The 23,451-nt window shown below is 50.7% G+C and carries 22 protein-coding genes; 14 read left to right on the plus strand and 8 right to left on the minus strand.

The window, feature by feature from the left end:
* Window positions 1-98: 98 nt before the first annotated feature.
* The 7 genes from HRI97_RS07050 to HRI97_RS07080 all read right to left on the minus strand — a co-directional run bounded on the left by HRI97_RS07050 (window position 99) and on the right by HRI97_RS07080 (window position 10,178).
* Window positions 99-1,064 (minus strand): oligopeptide/dipeptide ABC transporter ATP-binding protein, encoded by a 966-nt coding sequence (locus HRI97_RS07050; protein WP_253724781.1) that lies wholly within the window; start codon window positions 1,062-1,064, stop codon window positions 99-101.
* Window positions 1,061-3,256 (minus strand): dipeptide/oligopeptide/nickel ABC transporter permease/ATP-binding protein, encoded by a 2,196-nt coding sequence (locus tag HRI97_RS07055; RefSeq protein WP_253724782.1) that lies wholly within the window; start codon window positions 3,254-3,256, stop codon window positions 1,061-1,063. The genes HRI97_RS07050 and HRI97_RS07055 overlap by 4 nt, the downstream gene beginning before the upstream one ends.
* A gap of 7 nt (window positions 3,257-3,263) precedes the next feature.
* Entirely contained in the window at window positions 3,264-4,385 is a 1,122-nt protein-coding gene (locus tag HRI97_RS07060; RefSeq protein WP_253724783.1) for an ABC transporter permease, read from the minus strand.
* Window positions 4,386-4,394: 9 nt separating this feature from the next.
* Window positions 4,395-6,206, minus strand: coding sequence for an ABC transporter substrate-binding protein (locus tag HRI97_RS07065; RefSeq protein WP_253724784.1), 1,812 nt, complete (start codon window positions 6,204-6,206; stop codon window positions 4,395-4,397).
* A gap of 202 nt (window positions 6,207-6,408) precedes the next feature.
* Window positions 6,409-7,839 (minus strand): sodium ion-translocating decarboxylase subunit beta, encoded by a 1,431-nt coding sequence (locus tag HRI97_RS07070; protein ID WP_253724785.1) that lies wholly within the window; start codon window positions 7,837-7,839, stop codon window positions 6,409-6,411.
* Between the two features lie 11 nt (window positions 7,840-7,850).
* Window positions 7,851-9,926 (minus strand): sodium-extruding oxaloacetate decarboxylase subunit alpha, encoded by a 2,076-nt coding sequence (gene oadA, locus HRI97_RS07075; RefSeq protein WP_253724786.1) that lies wholly within the window; start codon window positions 9,924-9,926, stop codon window positions 7,851-7,853.
* A gap of 18 nt (window positions 9,927-9,944) precedes the next feature.
* Entirely contained in the window at window positions 9,945-10,178 is a 234-nt protein-coding gene (locus tag HRI97_RS07080) for an OadG family protein (RefSeq protein WP_253724787.1), read from the minus strand.
* A gap of 182 nt (window positions 10,179-10,360) precedes the next feature.
* Between HRI97_RS07080 and HRI97_RS07085 the strand changes: the two genes are divergently transcribed.
* From HRI97_RS07085 to HRI97_RS12570, 10 genes are all read left to right on the plus strand, one after another.
* Window positions 10,361-11,056, plus strand: coding sequence for a lysoplasmalogenase family protein (locus HRI97_RS07085; RefSeq protein ID WP_253724788.1), 696 nt, complete (start codon window positions 10,361-10,363; stop codon window positions 11,054-11,056).
* Window positions 11,057-11,337: 281 nt separating this feature from the next.
* Window positions 11,338-12,348 carry a LacI family DNA-binding transcriptional regulator gene (locus tag HRI97_RS07090; protein WP_253724789.1) on the plus strand — a complete coding sequence of 337 codons (1,011 nt, stop codon included), beginning with the start codon at window positions 11,338-11,340 and terminating at the stop codon, window positions 12,346-12,348.
* A 57-nt stretch (window positions 12,349-12,405) separates the two neighbouring features.
* Window positions 12,406-13,923 (plus strand): sugar ABC transporter ATP-binding protein, encoded by a 1,518-nt coding sequence (locus HRI97_RS07095; protein ID WP_253724790.1) that lies wholly within the window; start codon window positions 12,406-12,408, stop codon window positions 13,921-13,923.
* Window positions 13,924-13,950: 27 nt separating this feature from the next.
* On the plus strand, window positions 13,951-14,925 hold the full coding sequence (gene alsC, locus HRI97_RS07100; RefSeq protein ID WP_021331582.1) for a D-allose ABC transporter permease: 975 nt from the start codon (window positions 13,951-13,953) through the stop codon (window positions 14,923-14,925).
* A gap of 49 nt (window positions 14,926-14,974) precedes the next feature.
* Entirely contained in the window at window positions 14,975-15,658 is a 684-nt protein-coding gene (alsE, locus tag HRI97_RS07105; protein WP_253724791.1) for a D-allulose 6-phosphate 3-epimerase, read from the plus strand.
* Complete coding sequence (gene alsK, locus HRI97_RS07110; protein ID WP_253724792.1) at window positions 15,659-16,579, plus strand: allose kinase; 921 nt, start codon at window positions 15,659-15,661, stop codon at window positions 16,577-16,579. It begins immediately after the preceding gene.
* A gap of 302 nt (window positions 16,580-16,881) precedes the next feature.
* Window positions 16,882-17,991: an IS110 family RNA-guided transposase gene (locus tag HRI97_RS07115; protein ID WP_253724793.1), complete on the plus strand. Its 1,110-nt coding sequence runs from the start codon at window positions 16,882-16,884 to the stop codon at window positions 17,989-17,991.
* A 47-nt stretch (window positions 17,992-18,038) separates the two neighbouring features.
* Window positions 18,039-19,007 carry a D-allose transporter substrate-binding protein gene (gene alsB / locus HRI97_RS07120; protein ID WP_253724795.1) on the plus strand — a complete coding sequence of 323 codons (969 nt, stop codon included), beginning with the start codon at window positions 18,039-18,041 and terminating at the stop codon, window positions 19,005-19,007.
* Window positions 19,008-19,104: 97 nt separating this feature from the next.
* Complete coding sequence (gene rpiB / locus HRI97_RS07125) at window positions 19,105-19,557, plus strand: ribose 5-phosphate isomerase B (protein WP_180486026.1); 453 nt, start codon at window positions 19,105-19,107, stop codon at window positions 19,555-19,557.
* Window positions 19,558-19,592: 35 nt separating this feature from the next.
* Complete coding sequence (locus HRI97_RS12570) at window positions 19,593-19,715, plus strand: hypothetical protein (protein WP_301338881.1); 123 nt, start codon at window positions 19,593-19,595, stop codon at window positions 19,713-19,715.
* Window positions 19,716-19,779: 64 nt separating this feature from the next.
* Here the strand turns inward: HRI97_RS12570 and deoC are convergent, their stop codons facing one another.
* Window positions 19,780-20,514, minus strand: a complete 735-nt coding sequence (deoC, locus tag HRI97_RS07130; protein WP_253724796.1) for a deoxyribose-phosphate aldolase — start codon at window positions 20,512-20,514, stop codon at window positions 19,780-19,782.
* A gap of 142 nt (window positions 20,515-20,656) precedes the next feature.
* On the opposite strand from deoC, the gene fdxA reads away from it, so the two are divergent.
* The 4 genes from fdxA to HRI97_RS07150 all read left to right on the plus strand — a co-directional run bounded on the left by fdxA (window position 20,657) and on the right by HRI97_RS07150 (window position 23,268).
* The gene (gene fdxA / locus HRI97_RS07135) at window positions 20,657-20,830 is read left to right on the plus strand and encodes a 4Fe-4S ferredoxin (protein WP_180486024.1); all 174 of its coding nucleotides are present in this window, start codon (window positions 20,657-20,659) and stop codon (window positions 20,828-20,830) included.
* A gap of 74 nt (window positions 20,831-20,904) precedes the next feature.
* The gene (locus tag HRI97_RS07140; protein WP_253724798.1) at window positions 20,905-21,285 is read left to right on the plus strand and encodes a hypothetical protein; all 381 of its coding nucleotides are present in this window, start codon (window positions 20,905-20,907) and stop codon (window positions 21,283-21,285) included.
* 1 nt (window position 21,286) lies between these two features.
* Window positions 21,287-22,285, plus strand: a complete 999-nt coding sequence (locus HRI97_RS07145; RefSeq protein ID WP_253724800.1) for a M23 family metallopeptidase — start codon at window positions 21,287-21,289, stop codon at window positions 22,283-22,285.
* Window positions 22,282-23,268, plus strand: a complete 987-nt coding sequence (locus HRI97_RS07150) for a PEGA domain-containing protein (RefSeq protein ID WP_253724801.1) — start codon at window positions 22,282-22,284, stop codon at window positions 23,266-23,268. The genes HRI97_RS07145 and HRI97_RS07150 overlap by 4 nt, the downstream gene beginning before the upstream one ends.
* The last annotated feature ends 183 nt before the right edge of the window (window positions 23,269-23,451 follow it).

Consider the following 23,451-nt stretch of genomic DNA (forward strand, 5'->3'; position numbering starts at 1 on the left):
GGAAATCGGCGGACGGCTTAGCCCATCGCATACATACCGGCGCACAAAATCGCACGACGCCTGCCTAGTACAGCGCGCGTAAAATTGCGCAACGTCCTCTATTGTACGAGGAGGCAGCGCACGCGGTGACCGCTTTCCGTTTTCGTCAATTCGGGAAGCGCTTGGCAGCACGCCTTTTCCGCATGAGGACAGCGGTACGCAAAGGGGCAGCCCTTTTCGGCTTCGAGCGTCGTCTTTACTTCCGCGTTCGATGCCGCTTCTTTTCCGAGCGCGCCGTCGAACAAAAGCTTCGTATACGGATGCAATTTCGTTTCGTACAGATCGGCGGCAGGGGCTTCTTCGACGAGGATGCCGCGGTACATGACGCCGATCACATCGCAAAAATAAGAAGCGGCTTTCAAATCGTGCGTGATGAATAAAAAACTTAAACTCCGCGTTTTTCGAAGATCGTCGAGCAGATTGATGATCTGTCCCTGAATCGAAACGTCGAGCGCCGAAATCACTTCGTCGCAGATGAGCGCTTCGGGCTCCATGATAAGTGCGCGCGCAATCGAAATGCGCTGCCGCTGTCCGCCTGAAAATTCCGACGGACGGCGGAAAAGGTCTGCTTCGCTCATGCCGACTTCTTTAATAATTTTTACCGCCCTTTCTTTTGCGTCGTCTTTTCCGCGCCATTCGGACGAATAGCGAAGCGGAGAAGTTATAATTTCAAAAACGTTCATGCGCGGATTGAGCGAACGTGCGGGATCCTGAAAAATATATTTTACTTTTTCGCGGTAAGCGCGCATTTCGCTTTTCGTGTACGATGCGATGTTCCGCGCTTCTCCCGCTTCCGGCGCATAGCGTATTTCCCCCGATGTCGGTGAGTACATGCCGACCAAAAGACGTGCCGTCGTCGTTTTGCCGCAGCCCGATTCTCCGACCAATCCGTATGTCGATCCTCGTTGTATCGAAAAGGATACGTCGTTTACCGCGTACACCGTCCGCTCTCCGCGCGCAAAAAATCCCGCTTCGAAGCTGAACGTTTTAGAAAGATGCCGTACTTCGATTATCGCGCCGCTCATTTTTTTGCTCCTCCGTCGATTTTCATCTCAGGGCACGACCTTCCGTCGGTGGCGCAGGATGAGCGCACAAAGGCGCATCTCGGAGCAAAGGGGCAGCCCCGCTCTGGGCACGACGGATCGCATACTTTTCCCGGAATCGATTTCATGCGCTCTTTCGTATAATGCATGCCGAAGTTTGCGGAAGATGCGAGGAGCGCTTTCGTATACGGATGGCGGGGGGATCGCACGATCGATTCGGCGCTACCCTCTTCCATCACTTTTCCGCCGTACATGACGATGATGCGGTCTGCGATGCGCGAAACGACATCGATATTGTGGCTGATAAAGATGACCGAAAGTCCCTTTTCTTTTTGCAGGCGCACAAGCAGTGAAACGATTTGCGCTTGAATCGTCACGTCGAGGGCTGTCGTCGGCTCGTCCGCAATGAGCAGTTCGCAGCCCTGTGCGAGAGCGAGCGCTATGCCGATCCTTTGCAGCTGGCCGCCCGAAAATTGATGCGGATAACTTGCAAGTCTTTTTCGCGGATCGGGAAGCCCTACTTCTTTCAACAGCGCTTCGGCTTTTTCGTACGCAGCATCCTTTGTACAGCTTTTGTCAATCGTGCGGAGCGCTTCGAAAAACACGCTTCCGACGGTTTGCAGCGGATCAAAGGAAAGCGCGGGCTCTTGAAAGATCATGCCGATCTTTTTGCCGCGGAATGCCCGCATCTCTTTTTCACCGAGCGCAGATAATTCCGTCCCTTCGAAATACACGCGTCCCGATCGAAATGTGTTTTGCGGAAGGAGATCCGGGATCGCACTTACCGTCACCGATTTGCCGCTTCCCGATTCCCCGACGATGCCGAGCACTTCGCCCCTCTGCATCGAAAACGAAACGCCGCGCACGGCATAGACATCGATGCGTTTTCCTTCACGGAAAACGGTAAAGGTAACCGAAAGATTTTCGACCGAAAGAAAATTGCGTGCCGCCGGATACGCGCTGTGCACATCCGGCGCACCGCCATCCTCCCCTTCGTGTGCGCTGTGCACATCCGGCGCACTTTCCGCATCGTCCGCCGCGCCTATGTCGAAAGCGGAGGGAGCGGTATGTCCGATCTCGCCGAAAGCCTGCGCTTTTTTTCGCCGAAACTTTTTTCCGGCGAAAACCGCGTGATACGGATCGAAGTAATCGCGGAGCGCGTCGCCTAAAAAATTGAACGCGAGCGTTACGGTCAAAAGCAAAAGCACCGGAGCGAGCAGCCACGGATAATTTTGCAGATTCGAAAGCGTTGAAATATTGCGGTTGATGAGAGAGCCCCAACTGACGGCAGGATCGCTGATACCCAATCCGAGATACGAAAGCGTCGTTTCGCTCATGATAAAGCCCGGTACGCTGAGCGCAACGCTTACGATAAGAAGGCTCGCCGTCTGCGGTATGATGTGGCCGAAGATGATAACTGCCGGCGGGATTCCCTCAAGACGCGCGTCGAGAATAAAGTCTTCACGCTTTATCGCATGCACCATGCCGCGTATCGTTCGGGCGCTCGACGGCCAGCCGACGAAAGCGAGGATCAGCGTGATGAGCGCGTAAGAAGTACCGCTGTCCGTCTGCGTGTGCAAAAGCGAGCGCAAAAATAAAATGAGATACAGGCTCGGAATGAGCATAAAAAATTCCGCAAGGCGCATGAGACTCCAGTCCGCAGCTCCTCCGTAAAAGCCCGCAAGCCCGCCCAAAAGGACGGCGAGCAGGAGCGAAACGGCGGATGCGGCAAAACCTATCGTAAGGGAAATGCGGCTTCCGTAGACGATGCGCGAAAAAAGATCGCGGCCGAGGTTGTCGGCGCCGAGGATAAAGACGGGATAGAGTTCACCCTTTTCGTCGGGGATCGTGCCGAAAAGGTGTCGGCTGCACGGGATAAGCCCGAGCAATTTGTAGGGTTCGCCTTTTACAAAAAACGTTACCCTTCGGTACTTTCCTTTGACGCGCGCGTATTTCCACGAAACGGGATCGAGGACGCGGCATTCCTGAGCTGCGATTCCCCGTTTCGTTATGCGGAGATTCGCAGGATGAAAGGTATCGCGGCCGAAGCTCATCGATGCGGGATAGGGCGCAACGAATTCCGCAAAGAGCATTACGATATATAAAATTGCAATGACGATAAGCGAAGCGAATGCGATGCGTTTCGTCTTTAAAAAATTAATAAATTTTTTCATGCGCGCCTCACTGACTTCCGTAGCGGATGCGCGGATCGACAAAGGCGAGCGCGATATCGGAAGCGATCATACCGACGAGAACGAGGAACGAAATAAACATACTGTTCGCAAGCACGAGATTGATATCTTCCTGCAAAACCGCTTCATACATAAGACGCCCGATGCCCGGATAAGAGAAGATGATTTCAAGCACGAGAGAACCGGAAAAAAGACCCGCAAGCAAATTCGCGCTTCCCGTGATATACGGATTGAGCGTATTGCGGAACGCGTGATTGAAGTACACCCGCTTTTCGCTCGTACCGCGGGATCTCAATGCGGTAATATAGGGCATTCCCATTTGATCGAGCATCGTCGCGCGTATCATGCGGAGCGTGGCGACGGTGCCGCCCAAAAACGAAGCGAAGAGCGGAAGAAATGTGTGATGTATATAAGAAAGCACAAATCGTCCGGGAGAAAGCGAAAACGGAAAATCGGGATAAGCGGTCACCGGAAAAAGACCGGTAGCCGATGCGAAGAGCTGCAGCAAAATCAAAAGCAGTATGCCCGGAAACGCGTGAAAAAAAAGTGCGACGAAAGTTACCGCCGTGTCGAGTTTCGTGCCCGCTTTGCTTGCAAGGTAGACGCCGAGCAAAAAAGACGTAAAGGTAATGCACACGAGCGAAATGAGATTCAGCACGACGGAATTGACCAGGCGCGATTTTATCAAAAAAGAAACCGGTGCACGAGAAACGAGAGACACGCCCAAATCGCGATGGACGACGACGCGGCCGAGCCACTTCCAATACTGCACGAAAAAGGGACGGTCGAGTCCGTACTCCGCGCGGAGGGATGCCATCTGTTCGGAAGAAAACGCGTTGTCGGCTTTTGCGCCGGAAGCTGAAGGAGCGCTTTGCGCACTCGACATGATCTGCTGCGTCATCATCCGGTCGACGATATCGCCGGGAGCGAGCGCCATAAGAGCGAACATCGAAAGGCCGAGTAAAAAAAGAAGAGCAAGCATCGTGATAAAACGGGCGCTTATATACGACGCGAGCGGAAAACTTTTTCGAAACCTCCGCCACGGAAACGAAAGCGAGCCGAAGGCGGCAGCGATTATATTGTTACTATTGATTTTATCCGTACTACGCATCACAGTGTCCTATTGTTTTAAAAAAACGTAATCGAGCATCGCACCGTTCAGATTGTCGTAATACACGTTCGACTGATCCCATCGGTTTCGAATCGCAAAAAAGCTGCGGGGACGGACGAGATAGATGACGGGACACTCGTCGAGTAAAATCCGCTGGTATTCGTTCCAAATCGCAAAGGCAGCCTCCCGATCTATCGTATAGTTTCCCTTACTGTAGAGCCGGTCGATACGCGCTTCCCATTCGGTTGCGGGAGATGCCTGCAGCGGGTGCCACAAGTGCAGGTTTCCGGACGAGGGCCACACGTTGCTCCCCTGCGACGGAAAGAGCGGAGTGCCGAGCGCGATGATCACCGACTGCCAATCGTAAGTTGCCGTCAAAGATTCGACGAGCTTTTGAAAATCGACTTGGCGGACGTTTACCTTTATGCCCGCCTTTGCACATTCGTCGGCGATGATCTGCGCGATATCGTTTGCAAGCGTACTCGTCGACGGAATCGCCAAATCGAATTCGACAAGAGCACCTTTCGAATCATAGAGAACGCCGCCCTTCTCTTCCATGCCGCATTTTTTTAATATTTTTTTTGCCTCGTCGACGTCGTAGCGCCAACGGAGCGTTATATCGGGATTGTAGTACGGATTTGCACGAGAGAAAAAATAGTACATCGGCTCGGCAAGTCCCCGATACGTCTGCACGATGATGCGCTCTCGATTTAAAAGGCAGCTCATCGCCTGACGGAATTCCTTTTTCGTAAACCACGAATAAAAAGGTTTTTCTTCGTTTACGGGATTTTGATTGAACGACCACAGAGAAGATCCGAGCGAGCCTTCGGCGTTGTACACCGTAAAATCTTTTTGATCGGCGACCGCTTCGTTTACGTCTTCGGGACGGAGCTGATACGTTTCGAGTTTTCCCTGACGGAACAAAAGGTAATCCGTGTTTTCATCTCCGACGATCTGCAAAACTTTTTCTTCGGGATAAGGTTCCGAGATTCCGTTTGCGTCTTTATTCCAATAGTGAGGATTGCGCTTGAGTACGATGCGCTGAGAAGGCGCATATTCTGCGATATACCACTTGCCCGCCGAGGGAAGAGATCGCAGGGAAGACGCGATGCTGAAAAGATTTTTTACAGCGTCGACGCCGCCCGCCTCTTTTGCCGGACGATAGATAAAAGACGGACAGATATTCATATTGACTGCAAGGAGGGGTTCGGCGACGATGCGCGGAAACAGAAAATCGAAACGCTTTTCATCGATTTTTACGATATCGATATGGCGGACGGAACCGTCGTCCATCGTCATAAACTGCTGCGGATAACCGGAGCTTTGAAAGGCTTTGTCACCCGCAATTTCATCATACCAAAAAACGACATCGTCGCTCGTAACGGGAATCCTTTCAGGCGAATCGTAATACGTCCAGTACATATCGTCACGGAGCGTACAGTGCAGCGTGAGCGTTCCTTTTTGCCTGTCGATGTCGATCGCGTAAGAGGCGGCGCGCGGCGACCACTTTCGAAGCGTCGGATCGTAATCGAAAAGAAAATCGGTCGTCTGCGCGATAAGGGAACTCGAAGAGGCGTCGCGTTCGGCGATATAGTGATTGAACGTTTTCGGATCGGTCATAACCGAATCGTACCACGTACCGCCCGCCCTTCCCGGAACATAGGGGCCGCCCGTCCACGGCTTCGATCGAGTGTGCGAAAGCATTTCGCCGTTCATCGCTTCAATCGCCGAATCGATTTCTTTTTCGGTCATTTCGGGAACGCGCGTGCACGAAGCACAGACGCAAAGCAAAGTGGCGGCAAATATCGCTATACGCTTCATAGCTTATTGTCGCACATTGAAAAGAACGCGTCAACTTGCAGGAATGCAGGAATTTAGTATCGAGGAATTTAGGGCAAAACGATTTTAAAAAGCAAAAGAGCCGTCTCAAAAGCGGTCAGCTTTTTCGACAGCCCCTTCGATCGGCCGCATCTTAAGCCGATGTTATTGATTATTAATTTATACAGGTGCGGCGCACACGATCTTAACCGTACGTTGCGATAAAGACGCCGGCCGCGATTGCGGTTCCGATAACGCCTGAAACGTTCGGTCCCATCGCATTCATGAGCAGGAAGTTCGACGGATCGTATTCCATACCGACTTTATTTGAAACGCGGGCGGCCATGGGAACTGCGGAAACGCCTGCGGATCCGATAAGCGGGTTGATCTTTTTATCTTTCGGTAAAAAGACGTTCATCAGTTTCGCCATCAAAAGGCCGCCTATCGTCGCGATGATAAATGCGATGAGGCCCAGCGCGATGATACCGAACGAACTCGGATTGATGATCTTTTCGGGCGTCATCTGAGCGCCGACGCCGAGCGACAGCAAAATGGAAACGATGTTCATCAATTCGTTTTGAATCGTTTTGGAAAGACGCTCGACGATGCCGACTTCTTTAACAAAATTGCCGAATGCGAGCATACCGATAAGAGGAGCGGCAGGCGGTAAAAGCAAAATCGTCAGGATAAGCAGCATGAGCGGAAAGAGGATCTTTTCCGTGCGCGAAACGGGACGAAGCTGCGGCATCGCAATGCGTCGTTCGTGATGCGTCGTCAGCAATTTCATGATGGGCGGCTGGATAAGCGGTACGAGCGCCATGTACGAATACGCGGCAACTGCGACGACGGCCATCATTTCGGGAGCGAGTTTTCCCGCCACGTAGATCGTCGTCGGACCGTCCGCGCCTCCGATGATCGAAATCGCACAAGCTTGCAGCATATTGTAATCGACGTCGGGAATTAAATTGAAAAGGGCGACGCCGAACATCGTCGCAAAGACGCCGAGCTGAGCGGCTCCTCCGAGAAGCGCGGTTTTCGGATTTGCGATGAGCGGGCCGAAGTCCGTCATGGCGCCGATTCCCATAAAGATGAGCATCGGGAAAAATTCGTTTCCGACGCCCGCCGTATAGATAATGTGCAGCATACCGTGAGGCGCTTCTATCATGCCCGCGCCGAGTATATTTGCGAAGACGGTGCCGAAGCCGATCGGGATCAAAAGGAGCGGTTCGAAGCCCCACGCGGCTCCGAGATAGATTATTAAAAATCCGATCGCGATCATGATGAGGCTGTACCACGCGGGCACCGTAACTCCCGCAAAGGGATCGTTCGCCTGCTGTGCAGCGGATGCGGCCGCTGCCGCTTTTTCCGCCGCCCTTTCCGCGACGGTTTTCGTGTGAATCATCTGGTAGATGCCGGTGTTTTCCCAAATGTTTTCGATAAAGGTTCCGACATCGATATTTTTGATTCCCTCCGAATTTTTGATCTTCGCGGTATTCATCGTGCGGAACGATGCGCGCTCTTCGTACGTGTCTTGCGCGAACGCCGCAGGGCGCACGAGGGAAAACACCGATGCGACGCCGAGTATCAAAAACATCGTAATAAAGATACGTCGAGTACTTTGTTTTGTCGTATTCATACTGCCTTCCCTTATTTGATTTCAGCGAGCGCCTGACCCGCCGTAATCTGAGTACCCGGCTGAACGAGGAAGTGAACGGCGCCGGCCGCACCTGCTTTGATTTCCAATTCCATCTTCATCGACTCGATCATGATAACCGTCGTATCGGCTTTTACCTGATCGCCTTCAGCGACTTCATAGCGCAAAAGCGTTCCGGCAACCGGAGCATTTACGGGTTTTCCGCCCGTCGAAGAAGCGTGAGAAACGGGAGCGGCTTTCGGGGCAGGAGCTGCTGCGGGCTTCGGAGCCGGTGCCGCCGCGACGGTGCCGCCGAGAGTCGCGATAACTTGTCCCGCCGCAATCTGAGCGCCCGGCTGTGCGATAAAGTTTACCTTTCCGTCGGAGGGAGCTTTTACTTCGAGTTCCATCTTCATCGATTCGATCATCAAAACGGTGTCGCCTTTTTTTACTTCGGCGCCGTTTTGCGCCACATAGCGCAAAAGCGTTCCCGCAACAGGCGCTTTGATATCCGCGCCGCCCGTAACGACGGGTGCGGATACGGGCGCAGATGAGGGGGCGGCATCGCCGAAGGAAACATTATACGACGTACCGTTTACTATGATGGTATCGCTTCCCGCGCTCGTCGTAACCGAGTAGGGAGTACCGTTTACGTTTACCGTGTACGATCCCGATTTCGGCGCGCTTGCAGGAGCGCTTTCGGAAGCGGGTTTTGCGCCGAAAGTTTTTTGCGCATCGACCGGACCCTTTGAGCGCTCTTTGAAAAACTTTTCGGCAACTTTCGGGAACATCGCGTACGTCAAAACGTCTTCGTCGCTTCCGTCTCCGCCCGCTTTTTTTGCATCTTCGACGCATTTATCCCATTCGTTTGCGATGAGATCGGCGGGGCGGCACGTAACGACTGAGTCCATATTGTTTTGCTTGAGCGCTTCTTTTTGCAGATCGGCATTGACCGCCGCAGGAGTCGCTCCGTATCGTCCGGTAAGGAGATCGCGGAATTCCTGCGTAAGACGCGCATAGCGTCCGAAAAGCACGTTGAACACCGCCTGCGTACCGACGATTTGGCTTGTCGGAGTTACGAGCGGCACGTAGCCCACGTCTTTTTGCACGAGCGGAATCTCTTTCAATACCTCGTCGATTTTATCCGCCGCGCCCTGCTCTTTCAGCTGCTTTTCGAGGTTCGAAAGCATACCGCCAGGGACTTGCGAAACGAGGATGCGCGTATCGGCTCCGTGGAATTTCGATTCGAGGGACGCGTAGTGTTCGCGCACGTCGCGAAAGTACGCCGCGATTTCGAGGAGCGCTTTCGTGTCGAGTCCCGTATCGTATTCGGAACCTTTGAGCATTTCGACGACGGTTTCCGTCGGGCTGTGGGACGTTCCCATCGCCATGGAAGAAATGGCCGTATCGAGGACATCGGCTCCCGCTTCCGACGCTTTCAAAAGCGTCGCGACGCTCAAGCCCGTCGTCGAGTGCGAGTGAATTTCGATCGGCATATCGACTTTCGCTTTGATCGCTTTAACGAGGTCGTAGGCTTCAAAGGGTTTTAACAAACCGGACATATCTTTGATACAGATCGAATCCGCGCCGAATTCGGCATAGCGCTTGGCCAAATCGGCGTACACTTCTTTTGTGTGATAGGGCGTCGTCGCATAGGAGATCGCCATCTGCACGTGTTTGCCGGTTTTTTTTGCGGCTTTCGCCGAACGTTCGAGGTTACGCGGATCGTTGCACGCATCGAAAATGCGGAAAATGCCGATACCGTTTTTTGCGGCGGCTTCGACGAACTTATCGACGACGTCGTCGGCATAGTGACGGTATCCCAAAAGGTTTTGACCGCGCAACAGCATCATAATCTTCGTATGGGGCATCGCCGCGTGAAGTTTGCGCAGGCGTTCCCACGGATCTTCATTTAAAAAGCGGATACACGAATCGTAGGTCGCGCCTCCCCATGCTTCGGCGGAATAATAGCCGATTTTATCGATCATCGGACATGCGGGAAGCATATCCGCAGTTGTCATACGAGTTGCGAGCAGCGATTGATGCGCATCGCGTAAAACGAGTTCCGTAATGTGGACTTTCTTTGCCATAGTGTTTTCCTTGATGATTTATTTGTGAACGGCGGCGGCGATCGCGGCGATAATCGCGTCGTCATGCTTTGCCGGTGCGGGTACGGGAGCTTGCGCAGTTTCTTTTTTTTCTTCTTTATCGAGTTTGAGCGCACGGAGCACAACGTGAAGCAGGTACATGCACAAAATCATGATAATAAGAAAAGAGAATACAACGCCCATTCCGAGCAGCGTGAGTATGCCGCTCTGCTGAAGCATTTCAGCTATTGTCATATTTCCTCCAACGCGGTATTGCGCTCGCAATACCTATTGATTTAAAAAAACGATTATTTCGATTGTAGAATAATGCGGCCTTTTTTTCAAGCAGGCTATCGCTTTTCCGGATGATTGAAAATCGTTTCGTTTCGATCGTTTTTACATATTGCGTTTTCGAAAAGTCGTGCTATACTGAATTTATGCTATATTGCAGTTTAACTTTATTTATCGCGGCAAGTATCGTACATCTTGCATTTTGCGCACTCAAACGGAATAAAGCCGCCGATGCGACAAAGGTGTTTTTAATGCCGCTGCTTGCGCTCACCTCGGCACTCGCTCTCGCCCCTCGCCTGCCCGAATCGCGAACGGCGTTCGCGTGTACGCTTTGCGCTCTCGGTTTCGGCTGCATCGGCGACATATTGCTTCTTTCCGTAAGCGAAAAACGTTTTATGGCCGGCGCACTTTCGTTTTTCGCAGGTCATATATTTTGGATCGTACAATATGTCGTTTCTCCGAACGGAACATCGGCATACGCTTCCGGCGGGCGGATGTTTTTTCCCCTCGCGCTTATATGTTTTATATGCTACGGTATCGTACTCGCTTCGACATACGTGCTGCTCGGAAAACCGAAAGGTGTCATGGGAGGGGGCGTCATAGCCTACGGCGGCATATTGTGCGCTCTGAACTTTACCGCGATCAACGCCGTCGTCAAGGGCATAAACGGAAAAGCAGCGCTTTTTTATTTGGCGGGATCGATTTTATTTTTCATATCGGACGGCATTCTATCGTATACCGTATTCAAAAAAGATATTCCTCACTCGCGCTTTATCATTATGATTACGTATATCGCGGCGCAGGCGCTGCTTGCCGCAGGCTGCGTGCTGCCGTATATTTGAAAAGCTTTCGAAAATCGAAACTTGAACGATGGTCAGAACGGCGCGCGCTTTCAGTCGCACGTTTGCCTGCAAACCGAGTTCTTTCGAAACACAAAAATGATGAAAATTTTTATAATGAAAATTTTTGTTGACAGATACCGGAAACGGTGTATACTTAATCTGTTGCACCAATCGGCAAAACAAAGTATGCGGTGTTGAACATTACGTAAACGTTTACGTAATATCACTGTAAAACGGGTTAAATGCAATTATTCTCTTGCACCTATTTGTAAAAAAACGGCTTGGACGGAACAAAAATGGCGAAAGAAAAAAACTCCATCGTTGAAATCGCAAAGCGGACGAATGTTTCGATCGCTACCGTATCCCGCGTCATCAATCGCGCCGAAGGATACAGCGAAAAGACAAAACAAAAAGTTTTAAAAGCCATACGGGAATCCGGTTATTCCCCTAACCTCAACGCCGTTTCGCTTCGCACGCACAAAAGTATGTGCATCGGCGTCATCGTGCCGGACATAACGAACGAATATTTTGCACGCCTCATCCGCGAATTGGATGATTTTTTCGTTACGCAAAAATATACGCTGCTCATCTGCGATACGAACGAAGACGAAAAAAAAGAACAAACGCAATTGCGAAATTTGATTTCGAGGAACGTCGACGCGATCATCTATATTTCGGGGCAAGACCGTATTCCGAAAATAAATGCATCCTCGTGTCCGTTCATCGTATACATAGACCGCTGTCCGAAAAATGCGGCAGTCTTAGTGCAATCGGATAACGTAAGCGGCGGCTACCTTGCGACGAAAGAGCTTTTGGATAAAGGCTGCAAAAAAATTCTTTTTGCACGCGACAGGAGAGACGTTTCGACCGTCGTTGAACGGAGGGAGGGCTATTTGAAAGCGCTCGGCGAATACGGCGTTCCGTACGCAAAAAAAATGGAACTGTATACGTCTCCCGAATACGAGGCGGCGCGCAGGTCGCTGAAAAGGCGGCTTACGGCAAAAGCGCTCGACTTCGACGGTATCTTTTGTTCGACCGATATGATAGCGCTCGGCTGCGTCAACGCATTGCAGGAAACCGGCTATCGTGTTCCCGCGGACGTAAAGATCGTCGGCTTCGATAACGTTTCCCTCAGCAAATTCTGCAACCCTCCGATAACGACGATAACGCAGGATTCGCACGCGATCGCATACACAGCCGGCGCGCTTATCATAGATAAGCTGCACCGTAAATTTATTAAAAATACGCATATATTGATTCCCGTCACGCTGGAAAGACGGAAGACGACATAGCGCATTTTGCCGCCGCACACTAGGAGGACGTATGAGAAATTATACAGGACGGACAACATGGAAACGCTAGTTCAAATCGAGCACGTTACAAAAATTTTTCCGGGTGTCAAAGCGCTGAGCGATATAACTTTTGACATCCGTGCCGGTGAAGTACACGTTCTGCTCGGAGAAAACGGCGCGGGTAAATCGACGCTCATGAAAATATTGAGCGGCGTATTTCAGCCGACGAGCGGCAAAATCGATATCGATGGAAAATCCTATGAAAAGCTGACGCCGAAAGAGTCGCAGGATTTGGGAATCAGCATCATCTATCAGGAACTGAGTCTTATAGGCGAGCTTTCCATTATGGAAAATATGTTCGTCGGAAAACTTCCTACGATAAAAAAATTCGGCGTACCGGTCGTCGATTACGAACTCATGCTCAAAAAAGCTTCAAAAGCGCTTTCGACGGTCGGGTTAAACCGAAGCCCGAAAGAATATGTTGAAAATTTAAGCATTTCGGAAAAACAGCAGTGCGAAATCGCAAAAGCGATCGTCGCCGATTCCCGCGTCATCATCATGGACGAGCCGACGACATCGCTGACATTATCCGAAACGGCAAAACTTTTCGATATCGTCCGCAATTTGAAAAAACAAGGCAAAGGCATCGTCTACATCTCTCACAAGATGGAAGAAATCAAACAGATCGGCGACCGTGTTACGGTTTTAAAAGACGGAAAATCGGTCGGTACGCGCAGCGTCGAAGACGTTACCGTCGACGATCTTATTAAAATGATGGTCGGCAGGGAAATATACGGCACATACTTGGATAAAAGCGGTGCGGATTTATCGAAAGAGCCGGTCGTCTTTGAAGCGCGTCACATTTCGCGGAAAGACAAAAAAGCGGACGACGTGTCGTTTCAAATTCACAAAAAAGAAATACTCGGTTTTTTCGGTCTCATCGGTTCGGGCAGAAGCGAATTGATGAATGCGATTTTCGGAGCGGATAAGCGCGAATCGGGGGAAATTCTTATCAACGGAAAAGCGGTTTCGATCCGAACTCCTTACGACTCGATAAAAAACGGGCTTGCAATGGTTACGGAAAACAGACGGGAAACGGGTTTTATGCACAACTTCGACATAAAACAAAATATTTCCATCGTGCCGTTTATAAAGACGTCGGAACTGCGCGGGCTCTGGGGCTTAATTGATTTGAAACGCGAACTCGACGATGCGGCCGTGCAAAAAGAAAAGCTTTCGATAAAATGCAGCAGCATACACGAAAACATCACCGAGCTTTCGGGCGGCAATCAGCAAAAAGTTATTTTGGGAAAATGGATGGCTGCCGATTCGAAAGCGCTCATATTCGACGAGCCGACAAAGGGTATCGACGTCGGAAGCAAAAGCGAAATCTATATCCTCATGCGCCGGCTTGCCGAAGAAGGCAAAGGCGTCATCATGGTTTCTTCGGATTTGACGGAGCTGCTTTCCGTGTGCGACCGGATCTGCGTGTTCCGCGCCGGGAAAATACGAAAAGAATTTACAAACAAAGATGCGACACAGGAAAATATCATGAAGGTCGCGACGGGCGAATAATACAAGGTGCATAAGGGAGCATACAATATGAAAGACAATACGAAAAACGAAAAGTCTTTGCAGCATTTTAAAATGCTGTGGCAGCGGTACGGCACGATCGGAATATTTTTGCTTTTGATTATAATCCTGACGATTATAAAACCGAGCGCAGTATTTACTCCGTCGAGTATCGTACAGATTTTGCGGCAAAGCGCGGTAAACATATTATTAAGTCTCGGAGAATTTTTTGCGATTTTGATTGCGGGCATCGATCTGTCGGTCGGCGCGGTTGCGGGATTGACAGGCATGATCGCGGCGAAGCTCATGGTCGCAGGGATCCCCGTAGGAGCGGCGATCTTCGTGTGCATCCTTGCAGGGACTGCAATCGGATGGATCAACGGTACGCTCGTCAATAAAACGGGGCTGCATCCGTTTATCATCACGCTCGGCACGCAATCGATCTTTTTCGGCATCATGCTCGTCGTATCGAATTCGAGAAACGTGTTCGGCTTTCCGGCTTCTTTCAGCACGCTGATGAATGCGAGCCTCCTCTTCGTACCGGTGCCGGTCGTCATTGCACTCGTCGTCGCGCTTTTTTGCTGGTTTTTTACGACAAAGACGAAAGCCGGCAGAAATATTTACGCGCTCGGCGGCGACATACAGAGCGCATGGTTTTCAGGCGTCAACGTCGATCTGCACCGTCTCATCGTGTTTATGATTTCCGGCACCTGCTCCGGCATCGCGGGCATCGTACTGCTCGGAAGACTCGGCGCCGCAGCTCCGACGGCCGGAACGGGATATGAAACCTACGCGATCGCCGCGGCGATTATCGGCGGAACGAGTTTTTTCGGCGGCAAGGGAAAAGTGCTCGGCGTCGTGATCGGCGGTTTGATCATCGGCGTGATCAATTACGGAATGACCGCGCTGACGATTCCGAGCAGCTATCAAAAAATCGTCATGGGTATGCTGATCATCATTGCGGTGACGATAGATCATTTTGTCGGCGCGAAAAACAACCGATAGGCTGCAAATACGGTTGGAGAATATCAACGCGGAACACACTGGAGGAAATATGAAAGTCTTATTCAATCCGTCGCTCATGTGTATGAATCTCATGGAATTGAAAGCGCAGCTTGAAATCATCAACGAAAAAGCGGATTTGGTTCATGTCGATATCATGGACGGACACTACGTAAAAAATATTACGCTCTCTCCGTTTTTTGTAGAATCGATCCGTGCGGCGTGCAAATTGCCGATCGACTGTCATCTTATGGTGACGAACCCCGAAGACTTCGTCGCCGCTCTTGCAAAAGCCGGAGCCGACTACATCGTGCCGCATGCGGAAACGATTAACGCTCAGGCGTTTCGAATCCTCGACATGATTCATTCGCATAAGTGCAAGGCGGGTGTTGCGATCAATCCCGCGACTCCCGTTTCCGTACTGCTGCCCTACATTCACCGGCTCGATAAAATCACGGTGATGAGCGTCGATCCGGGATTTGCCGGACAGCCGTTTATTCCCGAAGTGCTTCCCAAAATAACGGAACTTAAAAATTTAAAAGCCGAAAAGGGATATTCATATCTCATAGAAGTGGACGGTTCGTGCAATTCGAAAACTTTTAAACGGCTGTACGACGCGGGCGCGGAAGTGTACATCGTCGGCTCATCGGGGCTTTTCAACAACGATCCCGATTTGGCAAAAGCGTGGGATATCATGACGGATGCTTTTTATAAAGAGACGGGGTGCAAAGCGTAAATGGATACGGTCATCGGCATCGATATAGGCGGAACGAATGTACGGATCGGGTACGTCGATGAAGCGGGAACGATTTTCGGATTCGAAAAAAAATTCATCGGTGCGGTCGTAAAAGAAGATATCGTTTCCGACTTGGAACAAAAAATCGCCGCATATATACGGCAGCACGATTTGCAAAAAAGCTGCCGCGCCGTCGCGATCGGCGTACCGTCTTCGGTCAGCAAAAACAAAAGCTTTATCTATTCGACGCCGAACTTGCCGGGCTTAAACAATATCGATTTGGGCGGGATTTTGCACGAGCGTTTACGGCTTCCCGTATTTATCGACAGGGACGTAAATTACCTCTTGAACAACGACATCCGGGAATACAAGCTCGATGAAGCAAAAGAAAAAAATATTATCGGTATCTATGTCGGAACCGGCATCGGAAACGCGCTGTATATCAACGGCGGATTTTACACGGGAAAAAACGGCGTCGCGGGAGAATTGGGACATATTCCGATGCTCGGCTCACAGGCCGTCTGCGGCTGCGGAAATATCGGCTGTTCGGAAACGGTCGCATCGGGACGATACCTTGAAAAAATGTGCAAAGAGAATTTTTCCGAAATCGATATAAAAGAAATTTTTGTTAAGCGGAATGCTCACCCGCTCGTACAGGATTTTCTAAAAACGCTTGCCTATGTCATCGCAACGGAAATCAATATCATCGATCCCGATTACGTGATCCTTTCAGGCGGTGTGCTTGCGATGCAGGGGTTTCCGACGGAAACGCTCATGACCTTTATGCGCCGGCACATACGTGCTCCGTATCCGCGTGACAATATCGAATTTATTTACCCTGAGCATACGCAGGAAAGCGGAGTCAGAGGAGGCGCGCTTTTCGCGTTTGAAAAATTAAAGAGTAATGTAAAGTTCGTGTGAACTTTAAAAATATAAAATGTGATATACGGCAATGTCGGGAATATCGCCGCTGCCGTGTATCTCGAAATGCAGTTAGGAGGTATGATAAAAAGGAAAACGAACAAGTGGTAATGTGATAAGCTGAACAAAGAAAGAGTTCAGCGGGAACCAGGCAAGAGTTCGACATATTTAGTGGAGGCTATGACCTTCGGTTAGGAGAATGAAGAGCTATTGCCGCACCATACGATAGTCGTAAGAGACTGAATGGGAGAATGGGACACATTACCGAATAGACTTTCCGCTGAGTGAGAACGGAGGTCAAGATGACAGTTTACATTGGCGTTGATTTGCACAAAACACAGTTTACCGTGCATGAGCGGACAGAGGAAACGGTTGAAAGCTTTGAGCAGATCAAACAGTATCCGACGACAGAAGTTGGGTATGCGGCATTTCTTGCGAGAATAACGGAGTACAAGATAGGCGGTTTCACTGTGAAAATCGGAGTTGAATCAACCGGCAACACAAGATTCTTCAAGGCTCAGGTAGAAAAAGTGGGAGCGCACGTGACGGTAATCAATACGTTGAAATTCAAGGTAATCAACGAATCGACGAAGAAAACCGACAAGCATGATGCTTCGACGATTTCAGAGTTTCTATCAAAGGATATGCTTCCGGAAAGCTATCTGTGCAGTAAGGGAACGGAAAACTTGAGACGGCTTTTGAAATCAAGGGAGCGGCTGGTTCATTCGATTGTCGGACAAAAGAATGAAATTCATGCGCTTCTGGTGAGTATGGGGCTACAGGATGAAAGTCGAAGCCTCCAAAGTAAAAAAGGGCGCCAGGAAGTTCTGGACACCCTGTCGTCGCGTAGCGACCTCGTGCTCGAAGCACAATCAGTAAAACTGATGATTGAAATTATAGAGCAGATGAGCCAATCGGTCAAGCTGATTGAAAAGCAGTTAAGCGAATTAACGAAAGACGATGAAATGGTTAGTCGTCTTATGACGATTCGAGGCTGCGGAAAAATCACGGCATGGATAATCCGCTCGTACACAGAAGATATAGGTAGGTTTGCCAGTGCGAAGAAATATGCGGCCTTTTGCGGGCTTGTGCCATGGGTACAGGATTCAAATGAAACGGTGAGACATGGCAGAATAACCAAGCGCGGTCCTCAGGAATTGAGAACGGCGTACGTACAGTTGGTGTTGGGAATTCGTCGTTGCAAGGATACTTCGGGATGGAGGATCATGCAGCGACTGGATTATATGAAAAAGAACAAAGGCAGCGGCAAATCGATTGTTGCAGCTGCAAGGAAGATGGCAGAAATCGTGTGGGCGTTGCTCACGGGAAAACAGGACTTTGATTCAACAAAGATGATGGGCAGATATAAACCTATGAGTCTTGCTGAACAAGCCCTCGTTGCCATGAATTAAACAGCTTAGAAAGTCACCTTGTTCATTGACTTTTTATGGGAGGTTATATGAAAAAATTAACGGCTTTTTTGGCGGCGGCTCTGATCGCCGTGTCGTTTGCGGCCGCAACCGGCTCGAACGAAAATCAGGAACGCGCCGATTACGCGGTCATCCTTAAAACGCAAGCGAGCGACTTTTGGGTAAAGATGTGGAAGGGCGTGGAAGCGGAATCCGCAAAGCTCGGCATAAAAGTCGATCTGTATTCGGCGCAGTCGGAAGACGATCTGGAAGGTCAGCTTTCGATCCTCGAACAGTGCATCAACCGCGGATACAAAGGTATCGGTATTGCGCCTCTTTCCGGCGTAAACGTATTGTCGGGCATCGGCAAAGCGACGGCAAAGGGTATCACGATCGTAAATATCGACGAAATGTTCAATGAAAAAGAACTCGCCAACAACAAAGGCGCCTGTGTCGCATACGTTGCAACGGACAATGTCGCGGTCGGAAAAAAGGGCGCGGAATATATCGTCAAAAACGTTCCTGCCGGCGCGAAAGTGCTGATCATCGAAGGCAAATCGGGAAATCAATCGAGCGAAGACAGAAAGAACGGTGCACGTGCGGCGTTTACCGCAGGCAAATTGAATATCGTCGGAAGCCAGGCGGCCGATTGGGATCGCCAGACGGCGCTCGATGTCGCAACGACGTACATTCAACAAAACCCCGACCTCGCCGGCATCTACGCGTGCAACGACGGTATGGCGCTCGGCGTCATACAGGCTGTCATAAACGCAAATAAGCTCGGCAAAATCATGGTCGTCGGAACGGACGGCGACAGCGAAGCCGTGCGTTCGGTTGCAAACGGGCAGTTGAGCGCGACCGTCGCACAAGACTCGGCTCAAATCGGTGCGACGAGTTTTAACCTGCTCGTAAAAGCGGTACAAAACGGTACGAAAGGCGTCGTCGGCAAAATCCCTGCGAAAACGCCCGTCGAATCGGTTTTGATTACGAAAGATAATGTCAAATCGTTTTTGAAGTAAATTTATTGTACGAGCGGAACCGTTCCGCTATAATCGACTTACCCCGGCGCAAGTATCGGGGTAAGTTGTTATCAATACATGCCCAAAAGGAGGCAATATGAAAATCGGTTTCGGATGCGATCATACGGCGGTCGAATTGAAAACTATTTTAATGGAGCATTTGCAAAAACGAGGATTCGAATGTATCGACTACGGTACAACGGATCCGAATGTCAGAGTAAATTATCCCGACTTCGGTTTGAAAGTTGCCGAAGCGATAAAATCGAATGAAATCGAAAAAGGCGTGCTCGTCTGCGGAACGGGTGTCGGCATTTCGCTCGCCGCAAACAAAGTGCCGGGCATCAGAGCCGCGGTGTGCAGCGAACCGTACACGGCAAAGCTCACCGTCGAGCACAACGACGCGAATATCATCGCGATGGGCGCGCGCGTCGTCGGGTCGGAATTGGCAAAGATGATCGTCGACTCTTTTTTCGATGCGAAGTTCGAAGGCGGCCGGCACGCCGAGCGCGTGCGGATGATTTCGGACATAGAAAAAAAATACTGCAAATAACGCCGGCGCGCGATTTATCGAAATGGAATACCGTCTTGCCGTCGAAATACGAGTTCATCGCAAACGCGGGAACATATAAAATCGTGCCGAGCAAATTTACGGATGACGCGGTGCTTGCAGGCGCTCTTTTAAGCGTAAAATATCTGCACTATATTTGAATATCGTCTTTTCGCTTTCAAGTGAAAAGCTGCGGCAATCGATGCCCGATTCTTCGATTTCAGCTTAACAGCCTTTGACCGCGGCGCTTTCGTCCCAATCTTCGACGATTTTAACGCCGCTCGACGTACCGAGCCTGTTCGCACCGGCCGAGAGCATCGCCAAAGCGGTTTCGGCGGAGCGTATACCTCCCGACGCTTTTACGCCGAAAGCTGTGCCGACCGTTTTCCGCATGAGTTCGACGTGATGAACCGTCGCGCCGTTAGGAAGCGGCTTTCCGTCATCTCCTTTCGGATTCGCAAAGCCCGTCGACGTTTTTACAAAATCGGCTCCGGCTTTTACCGCGCAGGTACAGCACGAAGCGATCTCTTTATCGGAAAGAAAGCAGGTTTCGAGGATCACTTTTACGACGACGCTCTTACCCGCTTTTTTTGCGGCTTTCCGCGCCGAATCCGTAACGGCTTTGATGTCCGCTTCCACGTCTTCGAAACGGCCGTCCTTTGCCGCACCGATATCGATCACCATATCGACTTCATCCGCTCCGTCCGCGATCGCCTGTTCGGCTTCAAACGCTTTGACGGCGCTTACATTCGCACCGAGCGGAAAGCCGATGACGGTGCACACTCGGACGGTCGAACCTGCGAGTTCGGAAGCCGCCTGCCGTACATGGACGGGATTGACGCATACCGATGCAAAGCGATATTTTTTTGCATCCGCGCAGAGCCGCCGTATTTTTTCCGTCCCCGCTTCCGGCGCCAAAAGCGTGTGATCGATCATAGACGCAACAGTTTCTTTTTTCATAATCATCCCTGCCAAATAATCAATGTATAACGAATACAGTATAGCGGTCTTGCGCGGTTTTCGGCAATAGTGTATTATTTTATACGTGGTACGTGCTCTCATAGGGCACACAAATAAATCAAGCTATAACAGGAGAACAATTATGGCGTACAGAATCAACAAAGCGCAGTGCGTAAACTGCGGAACCTGCGAACCCGACTGTCCGGTCGGCGCGATATCGGAAGCCGATAACGCCCGCATCATCGATGAAGAAAAATGCATCAGCTGCGGAACCTGCGCAGGCGAATGTCCGACTTCGGCAATTGCGGAAGTGTAATTTTTTTAACAATAAAGTGACATGCCGGACGCCGCAACATAGGGCTGCCGGCTGTCCTTTTTATGCAGGCGGTTATGGCAAAACGTTTTCTTTATTATGTAATCACTGCGTTTTCTTCGGCGGCGAAAGCGGCCGCGCTCGTCGCGCTGTGCGCCCTTGTCGGCGGGTCATTGACGTTTCCGCTGTGGCGCTTTGCAACTTCGCTCCCTTCCGTCTATACGGCGGTCGTCCTCGTCTTTTTAGGCGGATATATTCTTTATAAAATTGTCGCGGCGGTAAAAAAATCGACACGGAAAACAGTGCTCTGCGCCGCCCTCGATATCGTCATCATCGCATCGGGGCTTACGGCTTCGACAGCGCTCGTATTTGCCGGCGCGCGCTTTATCGCGATCCCCGTCATCATCCTCATCCCCGTGCTCTGCATTATCTCTTCCCGTCTTTTGCGAAACGGGTAATATGCAAACGATACGCCGCATCTTTATCGCGGCAGCCGGCATCATACTCTTGCCTATTCCGCCGCAAAACGCACTCGCATTTCAAAGCGCCGCGCGGCAAACAAATATATGTACGGCTTCGGCGCAAAACGGCATCATGCTGCAAACGGAAAAGCTTCCGCGTATTCCGCGTCTTTCATCGCGCGACGACGTCTTTAAACAGTACGGCACCGACGTCGAAGAAAACTACAAGCGTTCCGCTGCGGGAAAGGCAAAGCACGTGCAGTTTTACGCGTACACGCCGACAACGGACGATACGCTTTTTACCGTCGCTGCCGCCTGTTCGATTCCCTACGAAACGATAGCGACGGTAAACAGCATCGCGAATATCGGCGATATGGCTGCCGGCAAAACGATCATCCTTCCGACCGATGCGGGTTTATTCGTCCCGGAAACGCCGGAATCGTCCATCGAAATATTAATAGAAAAAAAATATTTTCCGGTTATGGAAAATTTGTCAAAAGAGTGGTATAGTATAAACGGCAGGCGTTTTTATTTTCTACACGGAGAGCGTTTCGGCTCGACCGAGCGCGCCTATTTTCTCGATGCGGATTTTAAAATGCCGCTCGACGCTTCGTGGCTGTCATCCGCATACGGCATGAGGATGAGTCCTCTTTCCGGCGAAATGCGCTTTCACCGCGGCATCGATTTGGCGGCTCCCGAAGGCGCACGGGTGTATTCGTGCAAAAGCGGAAGCGTCGTACGCTGTACGAAGGGCGATCCGATATACGGAAATTACGTCGTACTCAAACACGACAAGGGCATGACGAGCATCTACGCGCACCTTTCGGACGTATTTGTGCGTAAAGGCGATATCGTCATAGGCAGAACTCCGATCGGGCTTGTGGGAAAAACGGGAGCGGCCACGGGACCGCACCTCCATTTTGAAATACGCATAAACGGCGTTTCGACCGACCCCCGCGGTCTTTTGCCGGATTACGGCGGCAGGCAGGGACGATGAAGATACACGGCATCTGCACTAAAATTATTATTTTGTCTCTTTTATGCGCCGCATCTCCGCTTTTTTCGGAAACATTCCGCGTGCGAAAACTTTTTCCTATAAAGCTCACCGGTACGATACAAAACGAACAGACTTTCGTCACCGGCATCAACGATTGTATCGCAATTTTTTTACCGGACGACAGGAGCTGGCTTGAAGGTATCGAAATAAAAATTGCGATACCGGAAGCGGTCGCCGCATGGCAGGATTCGGTCGCCCTCTCTCTCTACGACAATATAACGCCCCTCCCCTCGTCTTCTCAAATCGATTACGGCGGAACGCGTTCTTTCGTCAAACCGCTTCCCGCCCGGCTTTCGTGGATCATCCGGATTCCGCTTTCGGCATCGGTATCATTTAAAGAAAGCGCATATGAAACAAAGATCGGCGTCGTTCCCGATACAAAGCGGGGCTTCGTATTCGTGCGCCTGCAGCCGGCGATGAAAGGGGTTCCCGACGAAACTATCAACGCGGAATTAAAGATTACCGTAAAACCGATTTTAATAAATAAAGGAAAGCTGTGCGTTTCCGTCACCGCTCCGAACGGAGATACCGATCCGTATACGCTTTTTATCGACGGCGCCAAGACGGCTGCCGATGCGAACGGATACACGCTTACGCCGGGTACGCACGATGTAAATATCGTATCCGATTTTTACCGCGACGAAATGCGTACGGTGCGTATCGACCGGGCGAAAACGACGGAACTTAGGGTTGCGCTCAAAAGCCTCGCTCCGACGCTGCTCGTCACGTCTCCGGCAAATGCTTCCGTCTATGTCGACGGCAGGCATTGGACGGCGATCGGCAAAGAGATTGAGATTTCCGAAGGCGAGCACACGGTGCGCTTCGTCATGGGCGATTACGAAATCATGCGCACGGTCAACGCACAAAAAGGAAAATCTTATACGGTATCGATTGCCGTCGATTTGAAGATAAACGAAGAGTAAGCGCGTATCGCTGCCGTTTAAGCAAAAAATGCGGTATTTTTTTAAATCCGCTGTTCTTTTTCGGCGTTTAAGTCGATATTATATATATCGGGGACATTTCCCCTCCCACCCATGTCCCCGATTGCCTGATGGGCATTGGAGCCGATATGCATTTTGCGTACCGGCTCCTTTTTTTATTCAGAT

It is taken from the genome of Treponema socranskii subsp. buccale, from assembly GCF_024181585.1.
Classification (GTDB): domain Bacteria; phylum Spirochaetota; class Spirochaetia; order Treponematales; family Treponemataceae; genus Treponema_D; species Treponema_D buccale.

What these genes read in the sequence shown, in the direction of transcription:
- HRI97_RS07050 (WP_253724781.1), bottom strand. Translation starts at nt 1,064, where the DNA reads ATGAGCGGCGCGATAATCGAAGTACGGCATCTTTCTAAAACGTTCAGC.
- HRI97_RS07055 (WP_253724782.1), bottom strand. Translation starts at nt 3,256, where the DNA reads ATGAAAAAATTTATTAATTTTTTAAAGACGAAACGCATCGCATTCGCT.
- HRI97_RS07060 (WP_253724783.1), bottom strand. Translation starts at nt 4,385, where the DNA reads ATGCGTAGTACGGATAAAATCAATAGTAACAATATAATCGCTGCCGCC.
- HRI97_RS07065 (WP_253724784.1), bottom strand. Translation starts at nt 6,206, where the DNA reads ATGAAGCGTATAGCGATATTTGCCGCCACTTTGCTTTGCGTCTGTGCT.
- HRI97_RS07070 (WP_253724785.1), bottom strand. Translation starts at nt 7,839, where the DNA reads ATGAATACGACAAAACAAAGTACTCGACGTATCTTTATTACGATGTTT.
- oadA (WP_253724786.1), bottom strand. Translation starts at nt 9,926, where the DNA reads ATGGCAAAGAAAGTCCACATTACGGAACTCGTTTTACGCGATGCGCAT.
- HRI97_RS07080 (WP_253724787.1), bottom strand. Translation starts at nt 10,178, where the DNA reads ATGACAATAGCTGAAATGCTTCAGCAGAGCGGCATACTCACGCTGCTC.
- HRI97_RS07085 (WP_253724788.1), top strand. Translation starts at nt 10,361, where the DNA reads ATGCTATATTGCAGTTTAACTTTATTTATCGCGGCAAGTATCGTACAT.
- HRI97_RS07095 (WP_253724790.1), top strand. Translation starts at nt 12,406, where the DNA reads ATGGAAACGCTAGTTCAAATCGAGCACGTTACAAAAATTTTTCCGGGT.
- alsC (WP_021331582.1), top strand. Translation starts at nt 13,951, where the DNA reads ATGAAAGACAATACGAAAAACGAAAAGTCTTTGCAGCATTTTAAAATG.
- alsE (WP_253724791.1), top strand. Translation starts at nt 14,975, where the DNA reads ATGAAAGTCTTATTCAATCCGTCGCTCATGTGTATGAATCTCATGGAA.
- alsK (WP_253724792.1), top strand. Translation starts at nt 15,659, where the DNA reads ATGGATACGGTCATCGGCATCGATATAGGCGGAACGAATGTACGGATC.
- HRI97_RS07115 (WP_253724793.1), top strand. Translation starts at nt 16,882, where the DNA reads ATGACAGTTTACATTGGCGTTGATTTGCACAAAACACAGTTTACCGTG.
- alsB (WP_253724795.1), top strand. Translation starts at nt 18,039, where the DNA reads ATGAAAAAATTAACGGCTTTTTTGGCGGCGGCTCTGATCGCCGTGTCG.
- rpiB (WP_180486026.1), top strand. Translation starts at nt 19,105, where the DNA reads ATGAAAATCGGTTTCGGATGCGATCATACGGCGGTCGAATTGAAAACT.
- deoC (WP_253724796.1), bottom strand. Translation starts at nt 20,514, where the DNA reads ATGAAAAAAGAAACTGTTGCGTCTATGATCGATCACACGCTTTTGGCG.
- fdxA (WP_180486024.1), top strand. Translation starts at nt 20,657, where the DNA reads ATGGCGTACAGAATCAACAAAGCGCAGTGCGTAAACTGCGGAACCTGC.
- HRI97_RS07140 (WP_253724798.1), top strand. Translation starts at nt 20,905, where the DNA reads ATGGCAAAACGTTTTCTTTATTATGTAATCACTGCGTTTTCTTCGGCG.
- HRI97_RS07145 (WP_253724800.1), top strand. Translation starts at nt 21,287, where the DNA reads ATGCAAACGATACGCCGCATCTTTATCGCGGCAGCCGGCATCATACTC.
- HRI97_RS07150 (WP_253724801.1), top strand. Translation starts at nt 22,282, where the DNA reads ATGAAGATACACGGCATCTGCACTAAAATTATTATTTTGTCTCTTTTA.